This is a genomic window from Pseudomonas sp. TWI628 (assembly GCF_039673865.1).
GTDB lineage: Bacteria > Pseudomonadota > Gammaproteobacteria > Pseudomonadales > Pseudomonadaceae > Aquipseudomonas.
Window position 1 is genome coordinate 48,540 of record NZ_JBDJMM010000031.1, and the last position, 22,258, is coordinate 70,797.

Consider the following 22,258-nt stretch of genomic DNA (forward strand, 5'->3'; position numbering starts at 1 on the left):
TGCCACACTAGTCTGCTGGCCTTTCTGTTGTGAAGTGACTCACATGACATCGCCATTCAAAGGCCAGACCGGCCTGAAACGCATCTTCAACGCCGCCGGCTACTCGCTGGACGGCCTGCGCGCCGCCTTCAAGGGCGAGGCCGCCTTCCGCCAGTTGGTACTGCTCAACGTGCTGCTGATCCCGATCGCCTTCTGGCTACCGGTCAGTCGTGCCGAGCGGGCAATCATGATTGCCGTGTGCCTGCTCGGCCTGATCGTCGAGCTGTTCAACTCGGCAGTGGAAGCAGCCATCGACCGCATCTCGCTGGAGCGCCACCCGTTGTCGAAGAACGCCAAGGACATGGGGAGCGCCGCACAACTGGTGGCACTGACCATGGTCGCGCTGGTGTGGGGTGTGATTCTGCTCTAAGCGATCGGCGGCAAGACGATCTCGTCACTGCGGGTAAAGCCCGCAGTGAAGCTGCGGCACAACTCCAGGAATTCACGCATCGCCGAGGTCTGGTATTTCTGCTTGTGCCAGATGAAGTAGAACTGGCGCATCAGGTCCAGCTCTGGCGTCTCCACCGGTACCAGGCTGCCGCGGCGGAAGGCATCGCGCAGGGCCAGGCGGGAAATGCAGCCGATACCCAGGCCCGATTCCACGGCACGCTTGATCGCCTCGGTGTGTTCCAGCTCCAGGCGGATGTTCAGGCTGGTGCGCTGATGGCGCATGGCCTGGTCGAACGTCAGGCGTGTGCCGGAACCCTGCTCGCGCAGGATCCAGGCCTCCTGCGACAGGGCTTCGACATCGGCGCGACCGGCCTTGGCCAGTGGATGTTGCGGTGCGCAGAACACCACCAGCTCGTCCTCGACCCACGGCTGCACCTCCAGGTCCGGGTGGTTGCAGTCGCCTTCGATCAGACCCAGATCAATTTCGTATTGCGCGACCTGGTGCACGATATGTGCAGTGTTCTGCACATGCAGTTTCACCTGGCTCTCCGGGTGTATCTGCATGAAGCTGCCGATCAGCAGGGTGGCCAGGTAGTTGCCAATGGTCAGTGTGGCGCCGACCGCCAGCGAGCCGAAGCCGGACTTGCCATTGAGCAAGTCTTCGATTTCCTTGGCCTGGTCGAGCAGGGCGACGGCCTGGGGCAGCAACTGATGGCCCAGGGCATTGAGCGCCAGGCGCTTGCCGGCACGGTCGAACAGCTGGCAGCTCGATTGCCGCTCAAGTTCGGTGATGGAAGTGCTCGCCGCCGACTGCGAAAGTGCGAGCACGCTGGCCGCCCGCGACACACTCTGGTGCTGGGCCACGGCGACGAATACCTGAAGCTGACGAAGTGTAAATCGCATATCTATATAACCGATAACACATATCTTGATAATTCAGTTAACAGATATTGTGGCTGCCCCTAAACTATCGCGCAACTGCGCGTCTTACGCGCTGCGTTTTTCTTCAGGAGCCCCATCGATGAGCAACATGAACCACGAACGTGTCCTCAGTGTGCACCACTGGAACGACACCCTGTTCAGCTTCAAGTGCACCCGCGACCCGGGCCTGCGCTTCGAGAACGGTCAGTTCGTGATGATCGGCCTGCAACAGGACAACGGCCGTCCGCTCATGCGCGCCTATTCCATCGCTTCGCCGAACTGGGAAGAGCACCTGGAGTTCTTCAGCATCAAGGTCCCCGACGGCCCGCTGACCTCGCAGCTGCAGCACCTGAAGGAAGGCGACGAGATCATCATCAGCAAGAAGCCAACCGGTACCCTGGTCCTCGATGACCTGAAACCGGGCAAGCACCTGTACCTGCTGAGCACCGGCACTGGCCTGGCGCCGTTCATGAGCGTCATCCAGGACCCGGAAACCTACGAGCGCTTTGAAAAAGTGATCCTGGTTCACGGTGTGCGTTACGTCAACGAAGTGGCCTACAAAGAATTCATCACCGAGCACCTGCCGCAGAACGAGTTCTTCGGTGAGTCGGTCCGTGACAAGCTGATCTACTACCCGACCGTGACCCGCGAGCCGTTCGAAAACCAGGGTCGTCTGACCGACCTGATGCGCAGCGGCAAGCTGTTCAGCGACATCGGCCTGCCACCGATCAACCCAGAGGACGACCGCGCGATGATCTGCGGCAGCCCGAGCATGCTCGACGAGACCAGCGAAGTGCTCGACAGCTTCGGCCTGAAAGTCTCCCCACGCATGCGTGAGCCAGGTGACTACCTGATCGAGCGCGCCTTCGTCGAGAAATAAGACGAACGCAGCAACAAAAAAACGCAGACTCGGGTCTGCGTTTTTTATGCCTGCAAGGCGGGGATTTTTCAGCCTTCCCGCACGACTTCCAGCACCTGGATCTGATCCGGTTGCGGGTAATGCCAGCGCACCTGCACGTCCCAGAACTTCACCCCGTACACCCGCTCTGGTGGGGGTACCTGATAGGCCGGGCGCGGGTCCTGTGCCAGGCATTGCTCGATCAGTTCCACCAATGGCTCGCCAAGGCGCAACCCATGCGCCTGGGCCTGGGGCAGGGCACTGTCGTTCCAGCCAACGGCAATCGCGGCCGGCGCATCACTGGCCATCAGGTTGCTTGCCCCGGCAACGCTGTCGGCGTAGGGGACATACGGTTTGATATCCAGTACCGGCGTGCCGTCCAGCAGGTCGATCCCGGACAGCAGCAGGCGCCCTGGCTCCACGCCCTCCAGGCGCACCACCGACTGGCCGATGCCGTTGGGGCGGTGGGTGGCGCGGGTGGCGAATACGCCCATGCTCTTGTTGCCGCCCAGGCGTGGCGGGCGCACTTTCAGGCGCGGCTTGTCTTCCAGTGCCTGGTGAAACAAGAACAGTAACCAGACATGGCTGACCTGCTCCAGCCCAGCCACCGCATCGCCCTGATCGAACGGCGGTAGCAGCTCGAGCACCCCACGGGCGGCTGGCGCCAGTTGCGGCTGGCGCGGGATGGCGAACTTCTCCTTGAAACAGGAGTGGACGATGCCGACCGGTGCAACCGTATGCTGCATGGCCACTCAGCCGCGCACGCGCAGGGTCAGGCCCTTGAGGAAGTTGCGCAGCAGCTGGTCGCCGCACGGGCGATAGTTGTCATGCCCGACCTTGCGGAACAGCGCGCTGAGCTCAGGTTTGGACACCGGGAAATTGACGGCCTTGAGAATGGCGTGCAGGTCTTCCTCCTTGAGTTCGAAGGATACCCGCAGCTTTTTCAGGATGGTGTTGTTGGTCACCGGCAGTTCGACGGGCTGCGGTGGGCGGCTGTCGTCCTTGCCCCGGCGGTGGATCACCAGGCCGTCAAGGAAATGCGCCATGACCCGCTCGGGGCAACGCACGAAGCCGGCTTCGTCTTCCTTCTTCAAGTAGGTGGCGAGCACGATCGGATTAACTTCGAGGCCGGACAGCGCGATGATTTCGGCCATCTTGGCGTCGTTCACCTTGAGCAGGTAGCGCAGGCTGCGCAGGACATCGTTGTGGTTCATTGCTGCAAAATCCTGTTCAGTAGCCACGCCGGGGCGTGGCGCATTGCTTAGAAACGTTCGGTGGCTGCCAGGTAACGCCATTGCCCAATGGGCAGCTTGCCCATCGATACACCCCCCAGGCGAATGCGGCGCATGCCCAGCACCTCCAGGCGCAGGTAGGCGCATAGCTCGCTGATCTGCCCGGGTTGCGGGTTTTTCACGACCAGGCGCAGGTGGGTCTCGTTCTGCCAGCTGGCCTTGGCCTTGGGCAGTTCCCGGTCATTGCGCGTGGCACCGCGCGCCAGGCGCTCAAGGGCCTGGGGTGTGGTTTCGCCGCGCACTTCGATGATGTATTCCTGCTCCATGCGGCGCAGGTCGGCGTCGATCTTGCGGGTGACCCGCCAGTCCTGGGTGAACACTTGCAGGCCGCTGGCGCCACGTTCCAGCGGTGCCAGGCAGGACAGCCGGGAAAAATGCCCGTGCAACGGCCGTACGCCTTCGCGGTGGGCCTCGCTGAGGTTGCCCATGTTGATGCTGGCACGGGCGGTTTCACTGTCGACGCCGGCCGCTTGATGCATCAGCAGGGTGACCGGCTCCAATGCCTCGGCGCGTGCCCCCGGCAGCAGTTCGACGCGCTGGCTGTCCACCTTGAACTGGGGCTGCTCGACCACCACGCCATCGACCGTGACCCAGCCTCCTTCGATGTACTGCTCGGCGTCGCGGCGGGAGCAACCAAGCTGCTCGATGAGGCGTTTGGACAGGCGGACGGGTTCGGACATGGGGCAATTCGCAAGGCAGGGAAAGACCTACATTGTACCTGCCTGTACGCGGTTGATGATGGGAATCTGTTTCAGATGCGCCATTTTGGACGCAGACCACGGCATATTCGGACGCCGCCCTAGGACGCTGTAGGAATCAGCCTCATGTGCAGCAGGGGATAGGGCTGCCCCAAGCCATCCGTTTCTGAGCGGCCGACCACTTCGAAGCCTTCGTGCAAGTAGAAGCCCAGGGCTTGCGGGTTCTGTTCATTGACGTCCAGGCGTTCGGCATTCAATTCGTCGATCGCATAATGCAGCAGGCGCTTGCCAACCCCCTTGCCACGGTACTCCGGTGCGACGAACAGCATGTGCACGTAGCCGTTGGCGACACCGGTAAAGCCGCAGATGCGTTGACGATCCCTGCAGCAGACCAGCATCACGGCGTCGAGGTAGCGGCGCAGCACTTGCTCGCGCAACAACAGGATGTAGGCATCGGGCAGGAAGTCATGGGTTGCGCGCACCGAGTCTTCCCAAAGCTGCACCAGCTCGCCGTAGTCGCTGTAGCGCGGGGTTTGCAAGGTCAGAACCGAATGCATGCCGGTGTTCCTCCAAGACGATAGGGAAAACATAGCAGGCCCACCACTGGTCGGCTTTTGTGTGCGCCGCTTGAAGCCCGGTTTGTAGAGGTCTATTAATTAAGCGTGGGAAAAATTCCCACGTAAAGAAAAAGTAAAACTGACAACAGATTCCCGGCTTGATTTGGCGTTCTCATGGCGAAGACCTGGAGACGGAAAATGCAAATCCACATGCTGTTCAAAAGGGCTCTACTGGCGGTTGCCGTTGCAGGCGTGCTGTCGACGGCCATCGTATTGGTTCCTGACTCGATTTCTCATGGCTCCAGCGCCTACGCCAAGGATGGTGGCGGTGGCGGGGGTGGTCATGGCGGTGGTGGCGGCGGAGGTGGTCACGGTGGCGGCGGCGGGAGTGGAGGTGGCGGCGGTGGCGGTGGCCACGGCGGCGGAGGCGGTGGCGGTGGCGGAAGCGGCGGTGGTGGTGGGCACGGCGGCGGCGGGAGTGGTGGCGGCGGCGGTGGAGGTGGTCACGGCGGTGGCAGTGGCGGTGGCAGCGGCAGCGGTGGCGGCCACGGTGGTAGTGGCAACGGTGGCGGTCACGCCGGCAACAGTGGCAGCGGCCATGGTGAAGCAGGCCAGGGTCACGACGGCAACTCAAGCTCCGGACGCAGCAGCAGCCATGCTGAAAGGGGTGATGACCATGGCAATCACGTTGGCGGTGAGCCCGGTGACGATCATGGTAATCACGTTGGCGGCGAACCCGGTGACGATCATGGCAATCATGTTGGCGGTGAGCCCGGTGATGATCATGGCAATCATGTTGGCGGTGAACCTGGCGACGATCATGGCAATCACGTTGGTGGTGAACCTGGTGACGATAATGGCAACCATGTGGGTCGCGAACAGGGTGATGACCGCGGTGCTCATGCCGCCGGCGAAGTCGGGGATGACAGCAGCAGGAGCTGATCGGCAGTGAACAGCCCATACAAGACCCAGGGGACGGGTTTTGTATGAGCGGGCCTCGGGCAACCCAGCCCTATCACGCGTTTGCAGTGAGCGCTGACAGCTTTTTCTCATTCTCGGTGGGAAGTGGTTACAGTTCGTGTGGGATGTTTTCCCGCGTCGTATACTGGGTTCAACTGTCAAGGAATGCGCTCCATGCAATCGCCCTCTATCGCCCCGTCCATGTTGAGTGCACTGCGCAGGGTCATGCGCCCTCTGGTGCGCCTGATGCTACGCAAAGGGGTGACCTACACGATGTTCACCGACGTGCTCAAGGAAGTGTTCGTCGATGTGGCCCATCGCGAGTTTCGCCTGGACGGCAAGGTGCCGACGGACAGCCGCATCAGCCTGCTCACGGGTGTGCATCGCAAGGATGTGCGGCGGCTGCGAAGTGAAAGTGAGGCATCGACTGCGGCGCTGCCGGAAAACATCACTTTAGGTGCGCAACTGGTGAATGTATGGACCAGTCGCCCGCCATTCTGCTCCGGGGCCGGCCAGGCGTTGGCGCTGCCACGGCTAGCCAGTGTTGGCGGCGATTGCTCGTTCGATGCTCTGGTGGCGAATGTCAGCACGGACATCCGCGGGCGGGTGGTGCTGGATGAGTGGCTGCGGCTGGGCATCGTCCGCCTCGATGATCAGGATTGCGTCCACCTCGAGGCCCAGGCATTCATACCGCAGAAGGGTTTCGAAGAGAAAGCCGCGTATTTTGGCCATAACCTGCATGATCACGCCTGCGCAGCGGTGCACAACCTCAGCGGTGACGGCCTGCCGTTTTTCGAGCGCAGCGTGCACTACGATGCCCTGACCACGGCCAGCGTCGACACGCTGCGCGAAGCGGTGACCAAGGATGGCATGCAAACCCTGCTGGCCTTCAGCCGGCTGGCCGCTGAGCTGGAAAACACCGACGTGCCAAGCCACGAGCAACGCCAGCGCATCACCGTCGGGCTTTATTTCTACACTGAAGCCACCGACCCCGATTCGTCGAAGACAGCCGACTCATGAGCCCCCTCGCGCGCTGCCTCAGTCTCGTCGCACTCGCCCTGGGTTTCGGGCTGAACCTGGTGGCGCCTGTCGAGGTGTTCGCAGCGCCGGTTTGTGTCAGCCGTGATGAAGTGGGCATGGCCGGGGCAGCGGGCATGCAGTTCCCTGGGGGCGTCGGGGGTACCGGCGTCAGAACAGGCGGCGTTGGCGGCACGGGAGCGCCAATCCAGCAGCGCCCCGGTGGCACTGGTGGTACTGGCGCGGTGGCGGAGGGTGTAGACGGTACTTTTATCGATCGCGGCCATGGTGGCGTGGGCGGTAGCGGCGCCCCGATCCAACGGCCGGGCGGGACTGGTGGCACCGGGATCGTCGGCACCATCACCGGGTTCGCTTCGATCTGCGTCAACGGCCAGGAAGTGCACTACGGCAAGGATGTCCCTGTAAGTGAAAACGGTGCAGCCTCCAGCAGCGCACATCTGGCGATCGGCCAGGTTGTCGCGGTGGAAGCCTATGGTACACAGCGCGGCCTGCAAGCCGGACGTATCGCGATCCTCAACGTTTACGAGGGGCCGCTGACGGCACTGCCGAATGCTTCGGGGCCACTGCGGGTCATGGGGCAGCCCGTACGCCTTGCCGCCGGGGCGCGTGTGGCTGAAGGGCTGCGGCCGGGCGAACCGGTCAGGGTAAGCGGCATGCGTGATGCTGCAGGTGAAGTCGTGGCTAGCCGTATCGAGCGGGCGCCAGGCCTCAGGGAGGCGAGTGCCATTGGTGCTGTTGATCGCCCTGGCAGCCTGCAAGGGCTGAAGCTGGGCACTCGTGTGGCACCGGCGCGGGAAATGCTGGTGCGCGGGCAATGGACCGGCAGCCAGCTGGAAGTGGCGCAAACCCGCCCTGACCCGAGCCTGCCGTTTGCTGGGCGGGTGCAGACAGTGGTGATCGAAGGGCTGGTGCAACGGACGCAGGCGCGCCAGTTGGTGGTCGGCGGCATCAACGTGACGCTGGGGCAGGATACCGTGGTCGTCGGCAAGCAGCCTGCAGCCATCGCACTCGACCAACGGGTGCGGGTAAGCGGGGTATTCAGTGCTACGCACGAGCTACGGGCATCCCGCGTCGAGTTCAATGACGATCGCGCAGAGCGTTCGGACAGAGGGCATTCCGGGCGTAACAGCGAGCACGGTACAAGTAGCTCGGGCAGCTCGAGCAACAGCGGCCAGGGTGAGCGCGGTACCGCCAGCACCCGCAGCGAAAGCAGTGATGATCACAGTGGACGGAGTTCGGCTGGCGGTTCCAGTGACCATGACAGCGTGGCAAGTGAGGACAGGTCTGGTAAGTCGGGACATGTCGATACCGCGGAGCAGCGCGAGAGCAGCAATAGTGGTAGCTCTGATCGGGTGGAAAAGGTCGAGGTAGAAAAAGTCGAGAAAGTTGAGAAGGTGGAAAAGGTCGAGAAAGTAGAAAAAGTCGAAAAGCCCGAGAAAGTCGAGAAAGTCGAGAAGGTGGAGAAAGTCGAGAAGGTCGAAAGGCCTGAAAAAGTCGAAAAGGTGGAAAAAGTCGAGAAGGTCGAGAAGCCTGAAAAAGTCGAGAAAGTGGAAAAGGTAGAAAAGGTCGAACGCGTCGAAAAGCCTGAAGCGGTAGAAAGAGTCGAAAAGGTCGAAAAGGTCGAAAGGCCTGAAACTGTAGAGAAGGTCGAAAAAGTGGAGCATCCGGAGCGGTCCGGGCATTAGGCAACTAGGCTGGGTTAGTCCGATCACACTTCCCGACGCAATACTGAGGTGCAGATGAGACCCACGCTCCCTCTTTTCGCCTGTTTGTTGTCCTGTACCAGTGCGTCTGTCCTCGCCGATACCTTCAGCGGCTCCATCGGCATGGACTATTCGAGTGGCGACTATGGCACGGGTACCACCTCGGAGATCTGGTACGTTCCCGTGGTTGGCAAGTATGAAACCGGCCCCATGACTTACAAAGTCACTGTGCCCTGGCTGCGCATCACCAACCCTGAAGTAGGCCCGAATGGCGACCCTTTACCCGGTGGATGCCATGCGGTGGAGAGCGGGCTGGGCGACACGGTTGCCAGCGCCGCGTACGCACTGCTCGATGGCAGTGACGGTGGCCTGATGCTGGACCTCATCGGCAAGGTCAAATTTCCCACTGCCGATGAAAAGCAGTGCCTGGGCACGGGCGAGTATGACTATACCGGCCAGGTCGATATCGCCCAGGCATTCGGCCCGGTGACCGGTTTCGCAACCCTGGGTTGGAAGAAGTATGGCGACCCGCCCGACAGCGATTTCCGTGACCCGATCTTTACCAGCCTGGGTTTTGCCTTTCCTGTGGCCAAAGGCACCTCGGCGGGCGCCTCATACGACTGGCGGCAAAAAGTCGTCTCTACCGGGTCAGAGATCCAGGAGCTGACCCTGTTTCTGACCCACAAGCTCAACCGGGAATGGAAAATTCAACTGTATGCGGTCAAGGGCTTCTCCGATGCCAGCCCTGATGCAGAAGGTGGGTTGATGGTGTTTCACACCTTCTGACAAAAAAAGCCCCTGCCCGGGTATTTCCTCGTTGGGAATATCCGGGCAGGGGCTTTTTCATGTGCAGGCTGCTTTAAACGGGCTCGGCCCACATGTCGTATTCGTCGGCATCCACCACGCGGCACCGCACTTTGTCGCCCGGCTTGAAGCCATGGTTACCGTCGATGAACACACTGCCGTCGATTTCCGGAGCATCGAAGAAGCTGCGGCCAACCGAACCCTGCTCCTCGACTTCGTCGATCAGCACTTCGATTTCCTTGCCGATGCGCAGTTGCAGGCGAGCGGCGCTGATGGCCTGCTGGTGCGCCATGAAGCGGTCCCAGCGGTCCTGCTTGACGTCATCCGGCACTTCTTCCAGGCCCAGGTCATTGGCCGGGGCACCTTCGACTGGCGAGTACTGGAAGCAGCCGACGCGGTCGAGCTGGGCTTCGGTGAGCCAGTCCAGCAGGTACTGGAAGTCTTCCTCGGTCTCGCCGGGGAAGCCGACGATGAAGGTCGAGCGGATCACCAGCTCAGGGCATTGCTCGCGCCAGTTCTTGATCCGTGCCAGGGTACGGTCTTCGAAGGCTGGGCGCTTCATCGACTTGAGTACTTTCGGGCTGGCGTGCTGGAACGGGATGTCCAGGTACGGCAGGATCTTGCCGGCGGCCATCAACGGGATCACGTCGTCGACGTTCGGGTACGGGTAGACGTAGTGCAGGCGCACCCAGGCACCCAGGCTGCTCAGCGCTTCGCACAGTTCGAGCATGCGGGTCTTGACCGGGCGACCGTTCCAGAAGTCGGTCTTGTACTTGACATCGACGCCGTAGGCGCTGGTGTCCTGGGAAATCACCAGGATTTCCTTGACGCCGGCCTTGACCAGGCGCTCGGCCTCGCTCAGCACTTCACCGACCGGGCGGCTGACCAGCTTGCCGCGCATCGACGGGATGATGCAGAAGCTGCAGCTGTGGTTGCAGCCTTCGGAAATCTTCAGGTAGGCGTAGTGGCGCGGGGTCAGCTTGACACCCTGCGGCGGCACCAGGTCGATCAGCGGGTTATGGTCCTGGCGTGGCGGCACCACTTCGTGCACGGCGTTGACCACCTGCTCGTACTGCTGCGGGCCGGTCACCGACAGCACGCTCGGGTGCACGTCACGGATATTGCCTTCGTCGACCCCCATGCAGCCGGTGACGATGACCTTGCCGTTTTCCTTGATCGCTTCACCGATCACTTCAAGCGACTCGGCCTTGGCGCTGTCGATGAAGCCGCAGGTGTTCACCACCACTACGTCGGCATCCTCGTAGGTGGGCACGACTTCATAGCCTTCCATGCGCAGCTGGGTCAGGATGCGCTCGGAATCGACCAGGGCCTTGGGGCAACCCAGGCTGACGAAACCAACCTTGGGGGTGGCGGGAGTGGTGGACATGACTAACCTCGGTATTGAATGCAGTTCGCCCTGCCGCAGCCGGGGGCGATCTTGACGGGCGCTTTTGGCGCCTCTGATCAAAAAGTGCGCAATTCTAGCGAGCGCACGGTCGCTTGACCAGCAGAAAAGCGACGAACGCTGCGCTATGCCGATAGCGGCAGCTGCCTGTGCATGGCAAAACCTGGAAACACGGCCCGGCAATGGTTCCCCTTGTATGCGGTGTGACCACTCGTCACTCTTTTCCTCGCCTGAAAAACCTTCTCTTGAACTTATTCAAGGCTTATAGTTTTCTTATAAGAACGGCGTGGAAATGAATACGATCAACTGGTCACGCAAAGCTGTGAAGCAACTCAGGAAAATCAACAAGCTCGATCAGCCGAAGATCTACGATGCCGCACAGGCACTGGCCCATATGCCAGACGTTCAGAGTGTCAAGGCACTGGCCAATCACCATTATGGCTACCGTCTGAGGGTCGGCAATTACCGCATCCTTTTTGACTGGGATGGCAGCGTGAGAATCGTCAACATCGAGGAGGTCAGGAAACGCGATGAGCACACCTACTAACGTACAGATCATCCACGGCGCAGATGGTCGCCCCGCCTTCGTGGTGTTGCCGTATGCCGACTACATTGCCAACCGCTCCCAGCACGACCTGGTGCCCAACGAAGTCGTTGGCTACATGGTTAAGGAAGGCATGACCGCCATAGCTGCCTGGCGCAGGCACCTGGACCTGACCCAGGCTGAAGTCGCCCAGCGCCTGGGTATCTCTCAGTCGGCCTATGCTCAGCAGGAAGCTGCCGAGCGGCCGCGCAAGGCCACTCGGGAGAAGATTGCGGCAGCGCTGGGCATTGCGGTGCAGTCCCTGGATCTCTAACGCATACGAGCTATGTTTGCCTGAACCGTGAGCGTGACCAGCAGAAAAGCGACGAACGCTGCGCTATGCTTCGCGCCATTGCGTCGGGGTTAATGCATGCCCCTGACGCAGGCGTGAATTCTACCGGCCTTCAAGGCCAACTGCGGGAGTGTTCGATGGTTCAGGCAAGCAGTCACGCCGAAGGCGGGCACGCGGGTAAGCAGGGTGCGACACGGTCGTTGGGGCTGCTCGTGGCAGCGGTCGGGGTGGTGTATGGCGATATCGGTACCAGCCCTTTGTATACCCTGAAAGAAGTCTTTACCGGCGGTTACGGAGTGCCGGTCAACCATGATGGCGTACTGGGGATTCTTTCGCTGATCCTCTGGTCACTGCTGTGGGTGGTGTCGTTCAAATACGTGATGTTCATCCTGCGCGCCGACAACCAGGGCGAGGGCGGTACCATGGCGCTCACCGCCCTGGCCCTGAGGGCAACGGCTGCGTACCCGCGGTTGCGTTCGTTGATGCTCATCTGTGGGCTGATCGGCGCCTCGCTGTTCTACGGCGACAGCATGATCACCCCGGCCGTGTCGGTGCTGTCGGCGGTGGAGGGTATGGGCCTGGCGTTCGAGGGTATCGACCACTGGGTGGTGCCCATCTCGCTGGTGGTGCTGGTGGCGCTGTTCGTGGTGCAGAAGCATGGCACCGAGAAGATCGGCAAGTTGTTCGGCCCGATCATGGTCACCTGGTTTCTGGCGCTGGCCGTCCTGGGCGTGCATGGCATCAGCCAGAGCCCGGAAGTGCTCAAAGCATTCAACCCGGCCTGGGCGGTCAATTTCTTCGTCGTTCACCCCGGCATGGGGGTGGCCATACTCGGTGCGGTGGTGCTGGCACTGACCGGCGCCGAGGCCCTGTACGCCGACATGGGCCACTTTGGCCGCAAACCGATAGCCCGTGCCTGGTTTGCCCTGGTGCTGCCGGCGCTGGTAATCAACTATTTTGGCCAGGGCGCGCTGCTGCTGCAAAACCCGGACGCGGCGCGCAACCCGTTTTACCTGCTGGCGCCGGGCTGGGCCTTGCTGCCGATGGTCGGGCTGGCGACGATGGCCACAGTGATTGCCTCGCAGGCGGTGATCTCGGGGGCCTTCTCGCTGACCCGTCAGGCCATCCAGCTCGGCTATATCCCGCGCATGCAGATCCAGCACACGTCCAGCGACGAGCAGGGGCAGATCTACATCGGCGCGGTTAACTGGACGTTGATGGTCGGTGTGGTGCTGCTGGTGATCGGCTTCGAGTCGTCCGGCGCGCTGGCAGCGGCCTACGGCGTGGCAGTGACGGGGACCATGCTGATGACCACCATCCTGGTGGCAGCGGTGATGCTGCTGCTGTGGAAGTGGCCGCCGATGCTGGCGGTGCCGCTGGTGGTCTGTTTCCTGCTGGTCGATGGCTTGTACTTCGCCGCCAACGTACCGAAGATCGTTCAGGGCGGCGCCTTCCCGGTACTCGCAGGCCTGGTGCTGTACCTGCTGATGAGTACCTGGAAACGCGGCAAGCAGATCCTGGTCGAGCGCATTGACGAGGGCGGGCTGCCGCTGCCGGTGTTCATCAGCAGCATCCGCGTACAGCCACCGCATCGGGTCGAAGGTACGGCGGTGTTCCTGACGGCACGGGCTGATGCGGTGCCCCATGCGCTGCTGCACAACATGCTGCATAACCAGGTGCTGCACAGCCAGGTGGTGCTGCTGACGGTGGTCAGCGAAGACCGCCCACGGGTGCCGGAACAAGAGCGTTTCGAGGTTGAGGCCTATGGTGATGGCTTCTTCCGGGTATTGCTGCACTTTGGCTTCATGGACGAGCCGGACGTGCCGGCGGCGTTGAGGCTGTGCCACCTGGATGAGCTGGACTTCAGCCCGATGCGCACCACCTACTTCCTCAGCCGGGAAACGGTGATTGCGTCGCGTCTGGAAGGGATGTCGCGCTGGAGGGGGAACCTGTTCGCGTTCCTGCTGAAGAATGCCAACGGTAACTTGCGCTTCTTCAACCTGCCGTTGAACCGGGTGATCGAGCTGGGCACCCAGGTCGAGATCTGAGCAACTGGGGCCGCAAAGCGGCCCCAGTCATTGTCAGTTTTGTGAAGCCACGCTGGACTTGCCCTGACGGGTCTCGATCTCGTCGATCAGGCGCTTGGCCAGCGCCGGGTAGTTCTCGTCGAAGTGGTGGCCGCCTGGCAGCTTCATGCGCTCACCCACTGCAGTCTTGTCGGTGCAACCGCTCTCGTCGGTCTCTTCCACACCGTACACGCAGACCACTTTGGACGCCGGCAGCCTGGCCATTTCCGGCCCGGTAGGCGCTTCCTGGCCTTCCTTGCCCAACCAGCCCTCGACTTCGATCTCGAAACTGCCGCTACGGGCGAACGCAAGCAGCACCACCGCGTCGATACGCTGCTGGTCTTCGGCCGGCAGGCGGTTGTAGATCGCTGGCAGCACGTCGGCGCCAAACGAGTAACCGGTCAGCACGAAACGTTTGGTGCCCCACTTCTGACGGTAGTGCTGCATCAGTTCCGACAGGTCGGCGGCACTTTGTTCCGGGGTCTTGTGCTGCCAGTAGTAGCGCAGGGTGTCGATACCGACCACCGGGTAGCCCAGCTTGGCCATCTCACCGGCTACGTCCCGGTCCAGGTCGCGCCAGCCGCCGTCACCGGACAGGAACAGGGTGACGGTGTCGGTGGTTTGCCCGGCCGGGACTTCCACCACCGGGATGGCCAGGGCGTTGCCGTCGCGGCCGACCAGGGCCTGGGTCAGCTGGGCCTTGAGCACCTGTGGCAGGTGGATGTCATAGTCGCTGATGCTGGTCTCGGCGTTGGCCTGGTCGCGCACGAAGGCGGCACTGGCATCGTCCGGGTTGTCGTTCCAGGCGACGTTCCAGTGGCCGTGGGCGGCCGACTTCGGCAGCTCGACCTTGCAGCCTGGTTGCTCCAGGGTGAAGTCGACCGAGATGGCCCGGGCCTTGTCGTCACTCTGGGTGGCCAGCCAACGCCATGCCTGGGCTGCACCTGGGCCGATGCCGGCGACCAGGGTCGGTTTGTCGGAAAGCTGGGTCAGTGCCTGGTCCATGGCCTGTTGCTGCTTGGTGCAGTCGTTCGGCGGCAGGATCACCTGGACCAGCTGCGCTTCGCCAGCCTGGCTCAGATCCAGCAGCTGCTTGTCGGTCAAGGCCTGGTCCTGGGGCACGCCGATGGCGACCCGGGCCTTGGCATGCACGCCCGGGGTGACACGGACGATGCTGGTGTCATTCAGGGTCAGTTGCTCCAGCCGCGCCTCGGGGGCAGGGCGGGCCCACAGCCAAAAGCCCGCAGCGCCGGCCAGGGCGGCCAGCAGCAGGGGAATCAGTACGTACAGCCAATAGCGTCGGATCATCAGCGTTTCACCAATCCAGTCAGGCCGCCGGCAATCAGGGCGGCAGTATCGGCCAGTGCTACCAGCGGGTCGAGCCCGGCTGGTACGGCCATGTAACGAGGTTCCCAGTCCGGCTGGAACTTGTCCTTGAAGCGCCGCAGGCCCTGGAAGTTGTAGAGCTGTTCACCACGCCGGAACACCATCGAGCCCAGGCGCTGGGTCAAGGGGGCGCCGCGGCGTGGCTGCAGGCCGGAAAGCGGCACCATGCCCAGGCTGAAGCGGCCGTAGTCATGGCTTTTGTAATGCAGGATCAAGCCGATCATCATGAATTCCATGGTCAGCTTCGGCGCTTCGGGGTGAGCGCGCATCAGGTCGAGGCTGGCCAATTCGTTGCTGTGGGTTTCCAGCAGGTTGGCGAAGGCCACCGGCCGGCCCTGGAAACGAATCAGGGCGATACGGAAGTGCTGCAGGTACTCGGGGCTGAAACGCCCCAGCGAGAAGCCTTTCTCGCGCACGTTCTTGCCGCCGAGCCAGGCGTCGGAGATTTCCTTGAGCTCGGCCAGCGGAGCCTGGCCAGGTTCGTGGATCTCCAGGCTCAAGCCATCCCGACCGCCACGGTTCCAGGTGTAGCGCAGGTCTTTCATTTCCTTGCCCTTGGCTTCGAGGTCGAAGCGGCGCAAGTCGACCCGCGCTTCCTCGCCCAGCTTCAGGGCAGTCAGGCCGATGTCCATGTAGAACGGCAGGTTCTCCGCGCGCACCTGGTAGAACACCGGGCGGGCGTGGTGCAAATCGCACAGGTCACGGAACTGCCAGATCATCTCGGCGCGTTCCTGGGCCGGGCCGATCGGGTCGTAAAGCGCCACCAGGCTGCGGCCACGACGGGCATACATGAGGAAGGCATTGTCGCTGGGGTGGAACAGCAAAGCCTTGTCGCCGGTCAATGCCAGGCCACCGTCGGGCTGGTCGGAGGCCAGCAGGATGCGGTTGGCGCGTTGCAGCTCAACCTCGTCAGGCAGGTGAATGACCGGACGGGCGGTGCGCAGCAGCCAGGTCAGAGCGACAATCACCAGCAGCACCGCGCTGCCCAGGGCAGCACGCAGGCCGCGCGGGGCGTCGGCGTCGAGGGTGAACTGCCACCACAGTTTGTGGGTATAGGGCACGTCCTGGTAGGCAAACAGCAGCAGCCACACCGACGCGCCGACCACGCAGGCGCTGGCCACCAGGTACACCGGTGAGAACGGCAGTTCGAGCAGCCGGCTCGGCCGGTAGAACGAACGGCGGAAAACGGCCAGGAGTGCGGCGGTCAGGGTGAGCAGGCTGGCTTCTTCCCAGTCGAAGCCTTTGAGGATCGACAGCAGTGCGCCGACCAGCAGCAACACCGTGGTCAGCAGCCAGGCGGCCGACAGGCGTCGGCGCAGGCCCTGGGCCAGCAGCAGGCAAAGCACGCCAATCAGGCTGGCGCCGAAGTGCGAGGCGTCGATCAGCCGGTGTGGCACGAGGAAGCCCATGTGCTCCAGGCGTGTGTCGATTTCCGGGGTGGCGCCGGAGAACAGCAGCACCACGCCCGACAGGAACACCAGAATCGCCAGGATCGGTGCGCCGAGGCCCGAGGCGGCCTTGATCGCTTGCTGGGCGAACAACAGGCGGCGTGCTTCGTTGGCCAGCAGCAGCACGCAGGCCAGCAGCAGTGGCAGCACTACGTAGATCAGCCGGTACAGGAGCAGGGCGGCAGCCAGAGGCGCGGCGCCTAGCTGGTCAGCGAAGGCGGCCAGCAGGATCGCTTCGAACACCCCTACGCCGCCGGGTACATGGCTGAGCACACCAGCAGCCAGGGCCAGCAGGTAAACCAGCACGAAGGCACCGAAGGGTGGCGCTTGCGGAAGCAGCAGGTAAAGCACGGTGGCCGCAGCGGCCACATCCAGTGCGGTGATCAGCAACTGCAGGGCCGCCAGGCGGCCACCGGGCAGGCGCAGGGTGCGACGGCCCAGCTGGACCAGCAGGTTGTCGGCCAGAGGTTGCTCTGGCAGGCGGCGGCGATAGAGCCCGATCACCAGGACGGCGGTGAGGGCCAGTACGGCGATGGCGATGCCGGCCAGCAATGTCGAAGGCAGGCGCAGGGCGGTTGCCGCTGCCGGCAGGTTGCTCAAGGTGGCCAGCGCCGCCAGGGGGGGCAGTGCGCACCCCAGGGACAGGCTGGCAAACACGGTCATGCGTGCAACTTCGGCGGCGCCCAGGCCCTGACGTGCATACAAGCGGTAGCGCACAGAGCCACCGGAGAGCATCGACAGGCCGATTGCGTTGCCAATGGCAAAGGCGCTGAAACCGCCCATCACCAAGGATCGCGCAGGCAGCTTGACGGCTGCGTAACGGCTGGCCGACCACTCATAGCCCAGCAGGATCACGAACCCTGCCACCGTCGCCAGCAGGGCGCCGACCAACGACTTTGCCGGTACATCGAGCATGGCGTCGTGCAGGGCGTAGATGTCCAGTTCGCTCAACAGATGCCGACAGGCGATCAGCGCCATGGCAAACAGCAGCAAGGTCACGGCCAGACCAATCGGCTGACGGTAACGGCTCATTCGCTCAAGCCAAGGCAGGCGCTGGGCAGCAGTTGGCAGTGCCGAGGCAAGAGGCACCTGGGGTTCGGGGGTGTGCGATGTCATAAAATGCCTCGAGCGAGTTGCGCGAGGAGGGGAAGAGCTGCGGCCAAGTGAAAGTCCCTTTGGTAAACGTATCCAGATATTACTCCGGGCAACGTTACTTTCAGTCGTCCGGCAGTGTTAAAGATAGTTCATGCTCATGACGACACCTCAACCGAGCGGGTTTGGGTGGAGTACAAGGATTTATCAGGCGACGAAATGCAACAAACCCCGCGCTGCTTTACACAGGCGGGGTTTGTTCTGACGAATATGGTTGCGGGAGCCGGATTTGAACCGACGACCTTCGGGTTATGAGCCCGACGAGCTACCAGGCTGCTCCATCCCGCGTCAGAGGGGCGCATTCTATAGACTTGGATATTTAAGTCAAGCGTTAACGCCAAAATGTTGCTCAATTGCTTCAGGCGCTGATTTCCAGACAAAAGAAAAAGGCCACTGGGTTAGCAGTGGCCTTTTCTCGAATCTGGTTGCGGGAGCCGGATTTGAACCGACGACCTTCGGGTTATGAGCCCGACGAGCTACCAGGCTGCTCCATCCCGCGCCTGTGAGATCGAATTCTACGGATTTCCCAGCTCATGTCAAGCGATATTATAGAAAACCCTTTTTCGTTCAATCCCTTAGCGCCTACACCTGGCGGCGGCTCAGGCGCGGCGGGGTTTACAAGCCGATTATGGAGCCCTCTGTATCCGCATAGGCGGCATGCGCTACTATCTGTATGAATTTACAGTGGTGGCCGTCATCAATGTCTTTGCGCAAGATCATCCACATCGACTGCGATTGTTTTTACGCCGCCATCGAGATGCGTGACGACCCGCGCCTGGCAGGTCGCCCCATGGCGGTGGGTGGTTCCCCGGACCGGCGCGGGGTGATCGCCACCTGCAATTATGAAGCACGCGCCTATGGCGTGCGTTCAGCCATGTCGTCCCGGCATGCCCTCAAGCTTTGCCCGGACCTGGAGATCGTCAAGCCGCGTTTCGAGGCTTACCGGGAAGCTTCGCGCGAGATTCACGCCATTTTTCGTGACTACACCGAGCTGATCGAGCCGTTGTCACTGGATGAGGCGTATCTGGATGTCAGTGAAAGCCAGTGGTATGCCGGCAGTGCTACACGAATCGCCGAGGACATTCGCCGGCGGGTCGCCCGCACGCTGCATATCACGGTATCTGCGGGGGTGGCGCCAAACAAGTTCCTGGCCAAGATCGCCAGCGACTGGCGTAAGCCCAACGGCATCTTCGTGATTACCCCGGAGCAGGTCGAGGCCTTTGTTGCCGCCTTGCCAGTGGCCAAGCTGCATGGTGTGGGCAAGGTGACCGCAGACAAGTTGAACCGCCTGGGGATCGATACCTGCCTTGACTTGCGTGAGTGGTCGCGGCTGGCGCTGGCGCGGGAGTTCGGCAGCTTTGGTGAACGGCTCTGGGGGTTGGCGCGAGGGATTGACGAGCGTGCGGTTCACAACGACAGCCGCAGGCAGTCGGTCAGCGTGGAAAACACCTATGACAACGACTTGCCCGATCTGGCCAGTTGCCTCGAACGTTTGCCTGAACTGCTCGAAAGCCTTAATGAGCGGATTGCCCGGATGGACAGCAGTTACCGCCCGGACAAGCCGTTCGTCAAGGTCAAGTTCCATGACTTCAGCCTGACCACCATGGAGCAGGCAGGGGCGGGCAGGGACCTGGAAAGCTACCGTCAGTTGCTACGCCAGGCGTTCGCCCGGGGTGGCAAGCCGGTGCGCTTGCTGGGGGTCGGGGTGAGGCTGCGGGATCTGCGCGGGGCGCATGAACAACTGGAGCTGTTCCCGGGCAATTGAAAAGGGGCCGTAAAAACGGCCCCTTCTTTATAGTTACTGCGCGCCGGGATCAGCGACCAACCGGCCGGTGGCCTTGGTCAGTGCCGACAGAAATTCCTGTTGCAGCTCCGGATCGTTGCGTGTGAGCTCGACCAGGCTCTGCTCCATCTCGCTGGCTTCCTCTTCCAGGCCCAGCTCGGACAAGCGCTTGACCCGGTGTACCCATTGGCCGACATCGTCATCCTCGAGGTCATCGAAGATCAGCTCATGGGCCTCGCGCAGCTTGTTGCGCAGGGTGGCGCTGACCAGCAGGCTGGCATCGCCACGCACCGCGTTGTCCTCATCGACCACCTGCAGGTGCAAGGTGCCGACGTGGTTCAGGTGCTGCTCCGAGAACGGGCTGTCCAGCAGGTTCAGACGCAGCACGCCGTTCCTGTCGGTGGTCAGCTCGTGGGTCATCTTGCCCGCCTTGACTTCGACCAGCCGCTCGCTCCAGGGCACGCTGGTGAACTCTTCGCGCTTGTCCTTCTGCACTTCGCTGATGCCCGCCAGGTTCTGCTGGGCGCGGCCATTGGACGGCGTGTTCATGAACGGATTAAGGCCATCCACGCCATAGCTGAGCCAGTCGTGGGTCATGCTTTGCGGCAGGTTGCCGAGGGCGAACACGTTGACCACGTTGGCCCCTATGCCGGCCACCACGGCTACCGCGCCCAGCGGGATCTCGTAGATCTCCCGCCACGGTTGGTAGGGGGTGTAGCGGTCGTAGCGGCGGGTGACCTCGTACTCGGTCACCTCGAAACGCTTCTGCTCATGGACGCGCACACGCCGTTGCGGAAGCTCCATCACCTTCGGCTCGCCGACATCGATCTGCAGGGTGTGTTCGAGCAGCTTGCGCTCGACGCGCTCCTCATGATCGCTGCGCTGGGACATCTGGTTGGCGCAACCGCTGGTAAGCAGGGCGCCGCACAGTGCGGCGCCCCCCAGGGTAAAGGTACTTCGCTTGGACATGATTACTCGTGCATTGATTATCAGCGGCGAACGCGGGCCTGCAGGAAGGTCAGCACTTCATTGAGCGGCAGCGGGTGAGCTTCCGACTCGGTGCGGTGCTTGTACTCCAGGTTGCCGTCGGCCAGGCCGCGGTCGCTGACGACGATGCGGTGTGGAATGCCGATCAGCTCCATGTCGGCGAACTTGATGCCGGGGCTGGTCTTCTTGTCGCGGTCGTCCAGCAGCACCTCGTAGCCGGCCGCGGTCAGTTCGGCGTACAGCTTGTCGGTTGCCTCGCGGACGACCTCGGTTTCGTAACGCAGGGGTACCAGGGCGATCTGGAACGGTGCCAGGGCGTCGTTCCAGATGATGCCTTTGTCGTCGTAGCTCTGCTCGATGGCGGCGGCGACCACGCGGGACACACCAATGCCGTAACAGCCCATGGACAGGGTAACCGGCTTGCCGTTCTCCCCCAGGACCTGGCACTTGAGTGCCTCGCTGTATTTGGTGCCGAGCTGGAAGATATGGCCAACTTCGATGCCGCGCTTGATTACCAGGGTACCCTGGCCGTCCGGGCTTGGGTCGCCTTCGACGACATTGCGCAGGTCGGCGACTTGTGGAACCGGCAGGTCACGCTCCCAGTTCACGCCGAAGTAGTGTTTGTCGTCGATATTGGCGCCGATGCCGAAGTCGCTCATCAGGGCGACCGAGCGGTCGATCACGATTTCCAGTGGCAGGTTCAGCGGGCCGAGCGAACCGGCACCGGCACCAATGGCCGCGCGCAGTTCGGCGTCGGTGGCCATGACCAGCGGGTCGGCAACCTGTTCCAGCTTGGCGGCCTTGATTTCGTTGAGTTCGTGATCGCCACGGACGATCAGGGCAACCAGCTTGCCCTCTTCGGCACCGCGCACGATCAGGGTCTTGACGGTCTTTTCGATCGCCAGGCCGTGGTTTTCCACCAGTTGGGCGATGGTCTTGGCTTCCGGGGTGTCGACCAGGCGCAGCTCTTCGGTAGGAGCAGGGCGCACGGTTTCACGCGGGATGGCTTCGGCCTTCTCGATGTTGGCGGCGTAATCCGAGCTGTCGCTGAAGATCACGTCGTCTTCGCCCGATTCGGCCAGGACGTGGAACTCGTGGGAGTAGCTGCCACCGATGGAGCCGGTGTCGGCCTGCACTGGGCGGAAGTCCAGGCCCAGGCGGGTAAAGATGTTGGTATACGCCTGGTGCATGCGGTCGTAGGTTTCCTGCAGGGAAGCCTGGTCGGCATGGAAGGAGTAGGCGTCCTTCATGATGAATTCGCGGCCGCGCATCAGGCCGAAGCGTGGGCGAATCTCGTCACGGAATTTGGTCTGGATCTGGTACATGTTGAGCGGCAGCTGTTTATAGCTGGACAGCTCGTTGCGGGCCAGGTCGGTGATCACTTCTTCGTGGGTGGGGCCTACGCAGAAGTCGCGCTGGTGGCGGTCTTTCAGGCGCAGCAGCTCAGGACCGTACTGTTCCCAGCGGCCGGATTCCTGCCACAGCTCGGCAGGCTGGATGCTGGGCATCAGCACTTCCAGGGCGCCGGCGGCGTTCATTTCCTCGCGCACAACGTTTTCGACCTTGCGCATCACCCGCAGGCCCATCGGCAGCCAGGTGTACAGGCCGGAGGCCAGTTTGCGGATCATGCCGGCACGCAGCATGAGCTGATGGCTGATGACCACTGCGTCGGCAGGGGTTTCTTTCTGGGTGGCGAGCAAATATTGACTGGTGCGCATGGTTAGCCGTGTCGATTGCCTAAGACGTTGAAATAGCCCCGCATTGTACGGGGGCGAAACGAAGGCGTACAGAATGCCCCAGGCCGTGGCAGTTGTCAGCCAAGAAAAAGCCCGGCAAGTGTGCCGGGCTTTTTCAGG

At 62.3% G+C, this 22,258-nt stretch carries 20 protein-coding genes and 2 tRNA genes; 10 read left to right on the forward strand and 12 right to left on the reverse strand.

The window, feature by feature from the left end; all coding sequences use genetic code 11:
- The first annotated feature begins 43 nt into the window (after window positions 1-43).
- Entirely contained in the window at window positions 44-409 is a 366-nt protein-coding gene (locus tag ABE528_RS22110) for a diacylglycerol kinase (protein ID WP_010952700.1), read from the forward strand.
- Here ABE528_RS22110 and finR read toward each other — a convergent pair.
- Window positions 406-1,332, reverse strand: a complete 927-nt coding sequence (gene finR, locus ABE528_RS22115; protein ID WP_152956426.1) for a LysR family transcriptional regulator FinR — start codon at window positions 1,330-1,332, stop codon at window positions 406-408. The two genes, ABE528_RS22110 and finR, sit on opposite strands and share 4 nt — an antisense overlap.
- Before the next feature lie 118 nt (window positions 1,333-1,450).
- Between finR and fpr the strand changes: the two genes are divergently transcribed.
- Window positions 1,451-2,230, forward strand: a complete 780-nt coding sequence (gene fpr / locus ABE528_RS22120) for a ferredoxin-NADP reductase (protein ID WP_110637249.1) — start codon at window positions 1,451-1,453, stop codon at window positions 2,228-2,230.
- Window positions 2,231-2,298: 68 nt separating this feature from the next.
- Here fpr and tsaA read toward each other — a convergent pair whose 3' ends face one another.
- The 4 genes from tsaA to ABE528_RS22140 form a co-directional block, all read right to left on the reverse strand.
- Complete coding sequence (gene tsaA / locus ABE528_RS22125) at window positions 2,299-2,994, reverse strand: tRNA (N6-threonylcarbamoyladenosine(37)-N6)-methyltransferase TrmO (protein ID WP_152956427.1); 696 nt, start codon at window positions 2,992-2,994, stop codon at window positions 2,299-2,301.
- A gap of 6 nt (window positions 2,995-3,000) precedes the next feature.
- On the reverse strand, window positions 3,001-3,462 hold the full coding sequence (locus tag ABE528_RS22130; RefSeq protein WP_346654067.1) for a DUF1456 family protein: 462 nt from the start codon (window positions 3,460-3,462) through the stop codon (window positions 3,001-3,003).
- Between the two features lie 47 nt (window positions 3,463-3,509).
- Window positions 3,510-4,220 carry an rRNA pseudouridine synthase gene (locus ABE528_RS22135; RefSeq protein WP_152956429.1) on the reverse strand — a complete coding sequence of 237 codons (711 nt, stop codon included), beginning with the start codon at window positions 4,218-4,220 and terminating at the stop codon, window positions 3,510-3,512.
- Between the two features lie 119 nt (window positions 4,221-4,339).
- Entirely contained in the window at window positions 4,340-4,795 is a 456-nt protein-coding gene (locus ABE528_RS22140) for a GNAT family N-acetyltransferase (protein ID WP_346654068.1), read from the reverse strand.
- Window positions 4,796-5,005: 210 nt separating this feature from the next.
- On the opposite strand from ABE528_RS22140, the gene ABE528_RS22145 reads away from it, so the two are divergent.
- The 4 genes from ABE528_RS22145 to ABE528_RS22160 all read left to right on the forward strand — a co-directional run bounded on the left by ABE528_RS22145 (window position 5,006) and on the right by ABE528_RS22160 (window position 9,282).
- On the forward strand, window positions 5,006-5,737 hold the full coding sequence (locus ABE528_RS22145) for a hypothetical protein (RefSeq protein ID WP_346654074.1): 732 nt from the start codon (window positions 5,006-5,008) through the stop codon (window positions 5,735-5,737).
- A gap of 192 nt (window positions 5,738-5,929) precedes the next feature.
- Window positions 5,930-6,775 (forward strand): DUF6502 family protein, encoded by an 846-nt coding sequence (locus tag ABE528_RS22150; RefSeq protein WP_152956432.1) that lies wholly within the window; start codon window positions 5,930-5,932, stop codon window positions 6,773-6,775.
- Window positions 6,772-8,478, forward strand: coding sequence for a DUF5666 domain-containing protein (locus ABE528_RS22155; RefSeq protein WP_346654069.1), 1,707 nt, complete (start codon window positions 6,772-6,774; stop codon window positions 8,476-8,478). The genes ABE528_RS22150 and ABE528_RS22155 overlap by 4 nt, the downstream gene beginning before the upstream one ends.
- Before the next feature lie 54 nt (window positions 8,479-8,532).
- A complete protein-coding gene (locus ABE528_RS22160; RefSeq protein ID WP_152956444.1) occupies window positions 8,533-9,282 on the forward strand; it encodes a hypothetical protein in 750 nt (249 codons plus the stop codon).
- 73 nt (window positions 9,283-9,355) lie between these two features.
- Here ABE528_RS22160 and rimO read toward each other — a convergent pair whose 3' ends face one another.
- Window positions 9,356-10,687 (reverse strand): 30S ribosomal protein S12 methylthiotransferase RimO, encoded by a 1,332-nt coding sequence (rimO, locus tag ABE528_RS22165; protein ID WP_152956434.1) that lies wholly within the window; start codon window positions 10,685-10,687, stop codon window positions 9,356-9,358.
- A 310-nt stretch (window positions 10,688-10,997) separates the two neighbouring features.
- Between rimO and ABE528_RS22170 the strand changes: the two genes are divergently transcribed.
- The 3 genes from ABE528_RS22170 to ABE528_RS22180 all read left to right on the forward strand — a co-directional run bounded on the left by ABE528_RS22170 (window position 10,998) and on the right by ABE528_RS22180 (window position 13,628).
- The gene (locus ABE528_RS22170) at window positions 10,998-11,252 is read left to right on the forward strand and encodes a type II toxin-antitoxin system RelE/ParE family toxin (RefSeq protein ID WP_346654070.1); all 255 of its coding nucleotides are present in this window, start codon (window positions 10,998-11,000) and stop codon (window positions 11,250-11,252) included.
- On the forward strand, window positions 11,236-11,562 hold the full coding sequence (locus ABE528_RS22175) for a helix-turn-helix transcriptional regulator (RefSeq protein ID WP_152956436.1): 327 nt from the start codon (window positions 11,236-11,238) through the stop codon (window positions 11,560-11,562). The genes ABE528_RS22170 and ABE528_RS22175 overlap by 17 nt, the downstream gene beginning before the upstream one ends.
- A gap of 155 nt (window positions 11,563-11,717) precedes the next feature.
- Window positions 11,718-13,628 carry a potassium transporter Kup gene (locus ABE528_RS22180; protein WP_152956437.1) on the forward strand — a complete coding sequence of 637 codons (1,911 nt, stop codon included), beginning with the start codon at window positions 11,718-11,720 and terminating at the stop codon, window positions 13,626-13,628.
- A 33-nt stretch (window positions 13,629-13,661) separates the two neighbouring features.
- Here the strand turns inward: ABE528_RS22180 and ABE528_RS22185 are convergent, their stop codons facing one another.
- The 4 genes from ABE528_RS22185 to ABE528_RS22200 all read right to left on the reverse strand — a co-directional run bounded on the left by ABE528_RS22185 (window position 13,662) and on the right by ABE528_RS22200 (window position 18,131).
- Window positions 13,662-14,954, reverse strand: coding sequence for an AcvB/VirJ family lysyl-phosphatidylglycerol hydrolase (locus tag ABE528_RS22185; RefSeq protein WP_152956438.1), 1,293 nt, complete (start codon window positions 14,952-14,954; stop codon window positions 13,662-13,664).
- The gene (mprF, locus tag ABE528_RS22190; RefSeq protein WP_152956439.1) at window positions 14,954-17,596 is read right to left on the reverse strand and encodes a bifunctional lysylphosphatidylglycerol flippase/synthetase MprF; all 2,643 of its coding nucleotides are present in this window, start codon (window positions 17,594-17,596) and stop codon (window positions 14,954-14,956) included. The genes ABE528_RS22185 and mprF overlap by 1 nt, the downstream gene beginning before the upstream one ends.
- Before the next feature lie 247 nt (window positions 17,597-17,843).
- Window positions 17,844-17,920 (reverse strand) — tRNA-Met (locus tag ABE528_RS22195).
- A 134-nt stretch (window positions 17,921-18,054) separates the two neighbouring features.
- Window positions 18,055-18,131: transfer RNA gene (locus ABE528_RS22200), tRNA-Met, on the reverse strand.
- 207 nt (window positions 18,132-18,338) lie between these two features.
- Here ABE528_RS22200 and dinB point away from each other — a divergent pair.
- Window positions 18,339-19,397 carry a DNA polymerase IV gene (gene dinB / locus ABE528_RS22205; protein WP_346654075.1) on the forward strand — a complete coding sequence of 353 codons (1,059 nt, stop codon included), beginning with the start codon at window positions 18,339-18,341 and terminating at the stop codon, window positions 19,395-19,397.
- Between the two features lie 33 nt (window positions 19,398-19,430).
- Here dinB and ABE528_RS22210 read toward each other — a convergent pair whose 3' ends face one another.
- Window positions 19,431-20,384, reverse strand: coding sequence for a hypothetical protein (locus ABE528_RS22210; protein ID WP_346654071.1), 954 nt, complete (start codon window positions 20,382-20,384; stop codon window positions 19,431-19,433).
- Between the two features lie 20 nt (window positions 20,385-20,404).
- Window positions 20,405-22,120, reverse strand: coding sequence for a proline--tRNA ligase (locus ABE528_RS22215; protein WP_152955754.1), 1,716 nt, complete (start codon window positions 22,118-22,120; stop codon window positions 20,405-20,407).
- Window positions 22,121-22,258 lie beyond the last annotated feature (138 nt).

Excerpts from the sequence above, each read along its gene's own strand:
- ABE528_RS22110 (WP_010952700.1), top strand. The coding sequence starts at position 44 with ATGACATCGCCATTCAAAGGCCAGACCGGCCTGAAACGCATCTTCAAC.
- finR (WP_152956426.1), bottom strand. The coding sequence starts at position 1,332 with ATGCGATTTACACTTCGTCAGCTTCAGGTATTCGTCGCCGTGGCCCAG.
- fpr (WP_110637249.1), top strand. The coding sequence starts at position 1,451 with ATGAGCAACATGAACCACGAACGTGTCCTCAGTGTGCACCACTGGAAC.
- tsaA (WP_152956427.1), bottom strand. The coding sequence starts at position 2,994 with ATGCAGCATACGGTTGCACCGGTCGGCATCGTCCACTCCTGTTTCAAG.
- ABE528_RS22130 (WP_346654067.1), bottom strand. The coding sequence starts at position 3,462 with ATGAACCACAACGATGTCCTGCGCAGCCTGCGCTACCTGCTCAAGGTG.
- ABE528_RS22135 (WP_152956429.1), bottom strand. The coding sequence starts at position 4,220 with ATGTCCGAACCCGTCCGCCTGTCCAAACGCCTCATCGAGCAGCTTGGT.
- ABE528_RS22140 (WP_346654068.1), bottom strand. The coding sequence starts at position 4,795 with ATGCATTCGGTTCTGACCTTGCAAACCCCGCGCTACAGCGACTACGGC.
- ABE528_RS22145 (WP_346654074.1), top strand. The coding sequence starts at position 5,006 with ATGCTGTTCAAAAGGGCTCTACTGGCGGTTGCCGTTGCAGGCGTGCTG.
- ABE528_RS22150 (WP_152956432.1), top strand. The coding sequence starts at position 5,930 with ATGCAATCGCCCTCTATCGCCCCGTCCATGTTGAGTGCACTGCGCAGG.
- ABE528_RS22155 (WP_346654069.1), top strand. The coding sequence starts at position 6,772 with ATGAGCCCCCTCGCGCGCTGCCTCAGTCTCGTCGCACTCGCCCTGGGT.
- ABE528_RS22160 (WP_152956444.1), top strand. The coding sequence starts at position 8,533 with ATGAGACCCACGCTCCCTCTTTTCGCCTGTTTGTTGTCCTGTACCAGT.
- rimO (WP_152956434.1), bottom strand. The coding sequence starts at position 10,687 with ATGTCCACCACTCCCGCCACCCCCAAGGTTGGTTTCGTCAGCCTGGGT.
- ABE528_RS22170 (WP_346654070.1), top strand. The coding sequence starts at position 10,998 with ATGAATACGATCAACTGGTCACGCAAAGCTGTGAAGCAACTCAGGAAA.
- ABE528_RS22175 (WP_152956436.1), top strand. The coding sequence starts at position 11,236 with ATGAGCACACCTACTAACGTACAGATCATCCACGGCGCAGATGGTCGC.
- ABE528_RS22180 (WP_152956437.1), top strand. The coding sequence starts at position 11,718 with ATGGTTCAGGCAAGCAGTCACGCCGAAGGCGGGCACGCGGGTAAGCAG.
- ABE528_RS22185 (WP_152956438.1), bottom strand. The coding sequence starts at position 14,954 with ATGATCCGACGCTATTGGCTGTACGTACTGATTCCCCTGCTGCTGGCC.
- mprF (WP_152956439.1), bottom strand. The coding sequence starts at position 17,596 with ATGACATCGCACACCCCCGAACCCCAGGTGCCTCTTGCCTCGGCACTG.
- ABE528_RS22210 (WP_346654071.1), bottom strand. The coding sequence starts at position 20,384 with ATGTCCAAGCGAAGTACCTTTACCCTGGGGGGCGCCGCACTGTGCGGC.
- ABE528_RS22215 (WP_152955754.1), bottom strand. The coding sequence starts at position 22,120 with ATGCGCACCAGTCAATATTTGCTCGCCACCCAGAAAGAAACCCCTGCC.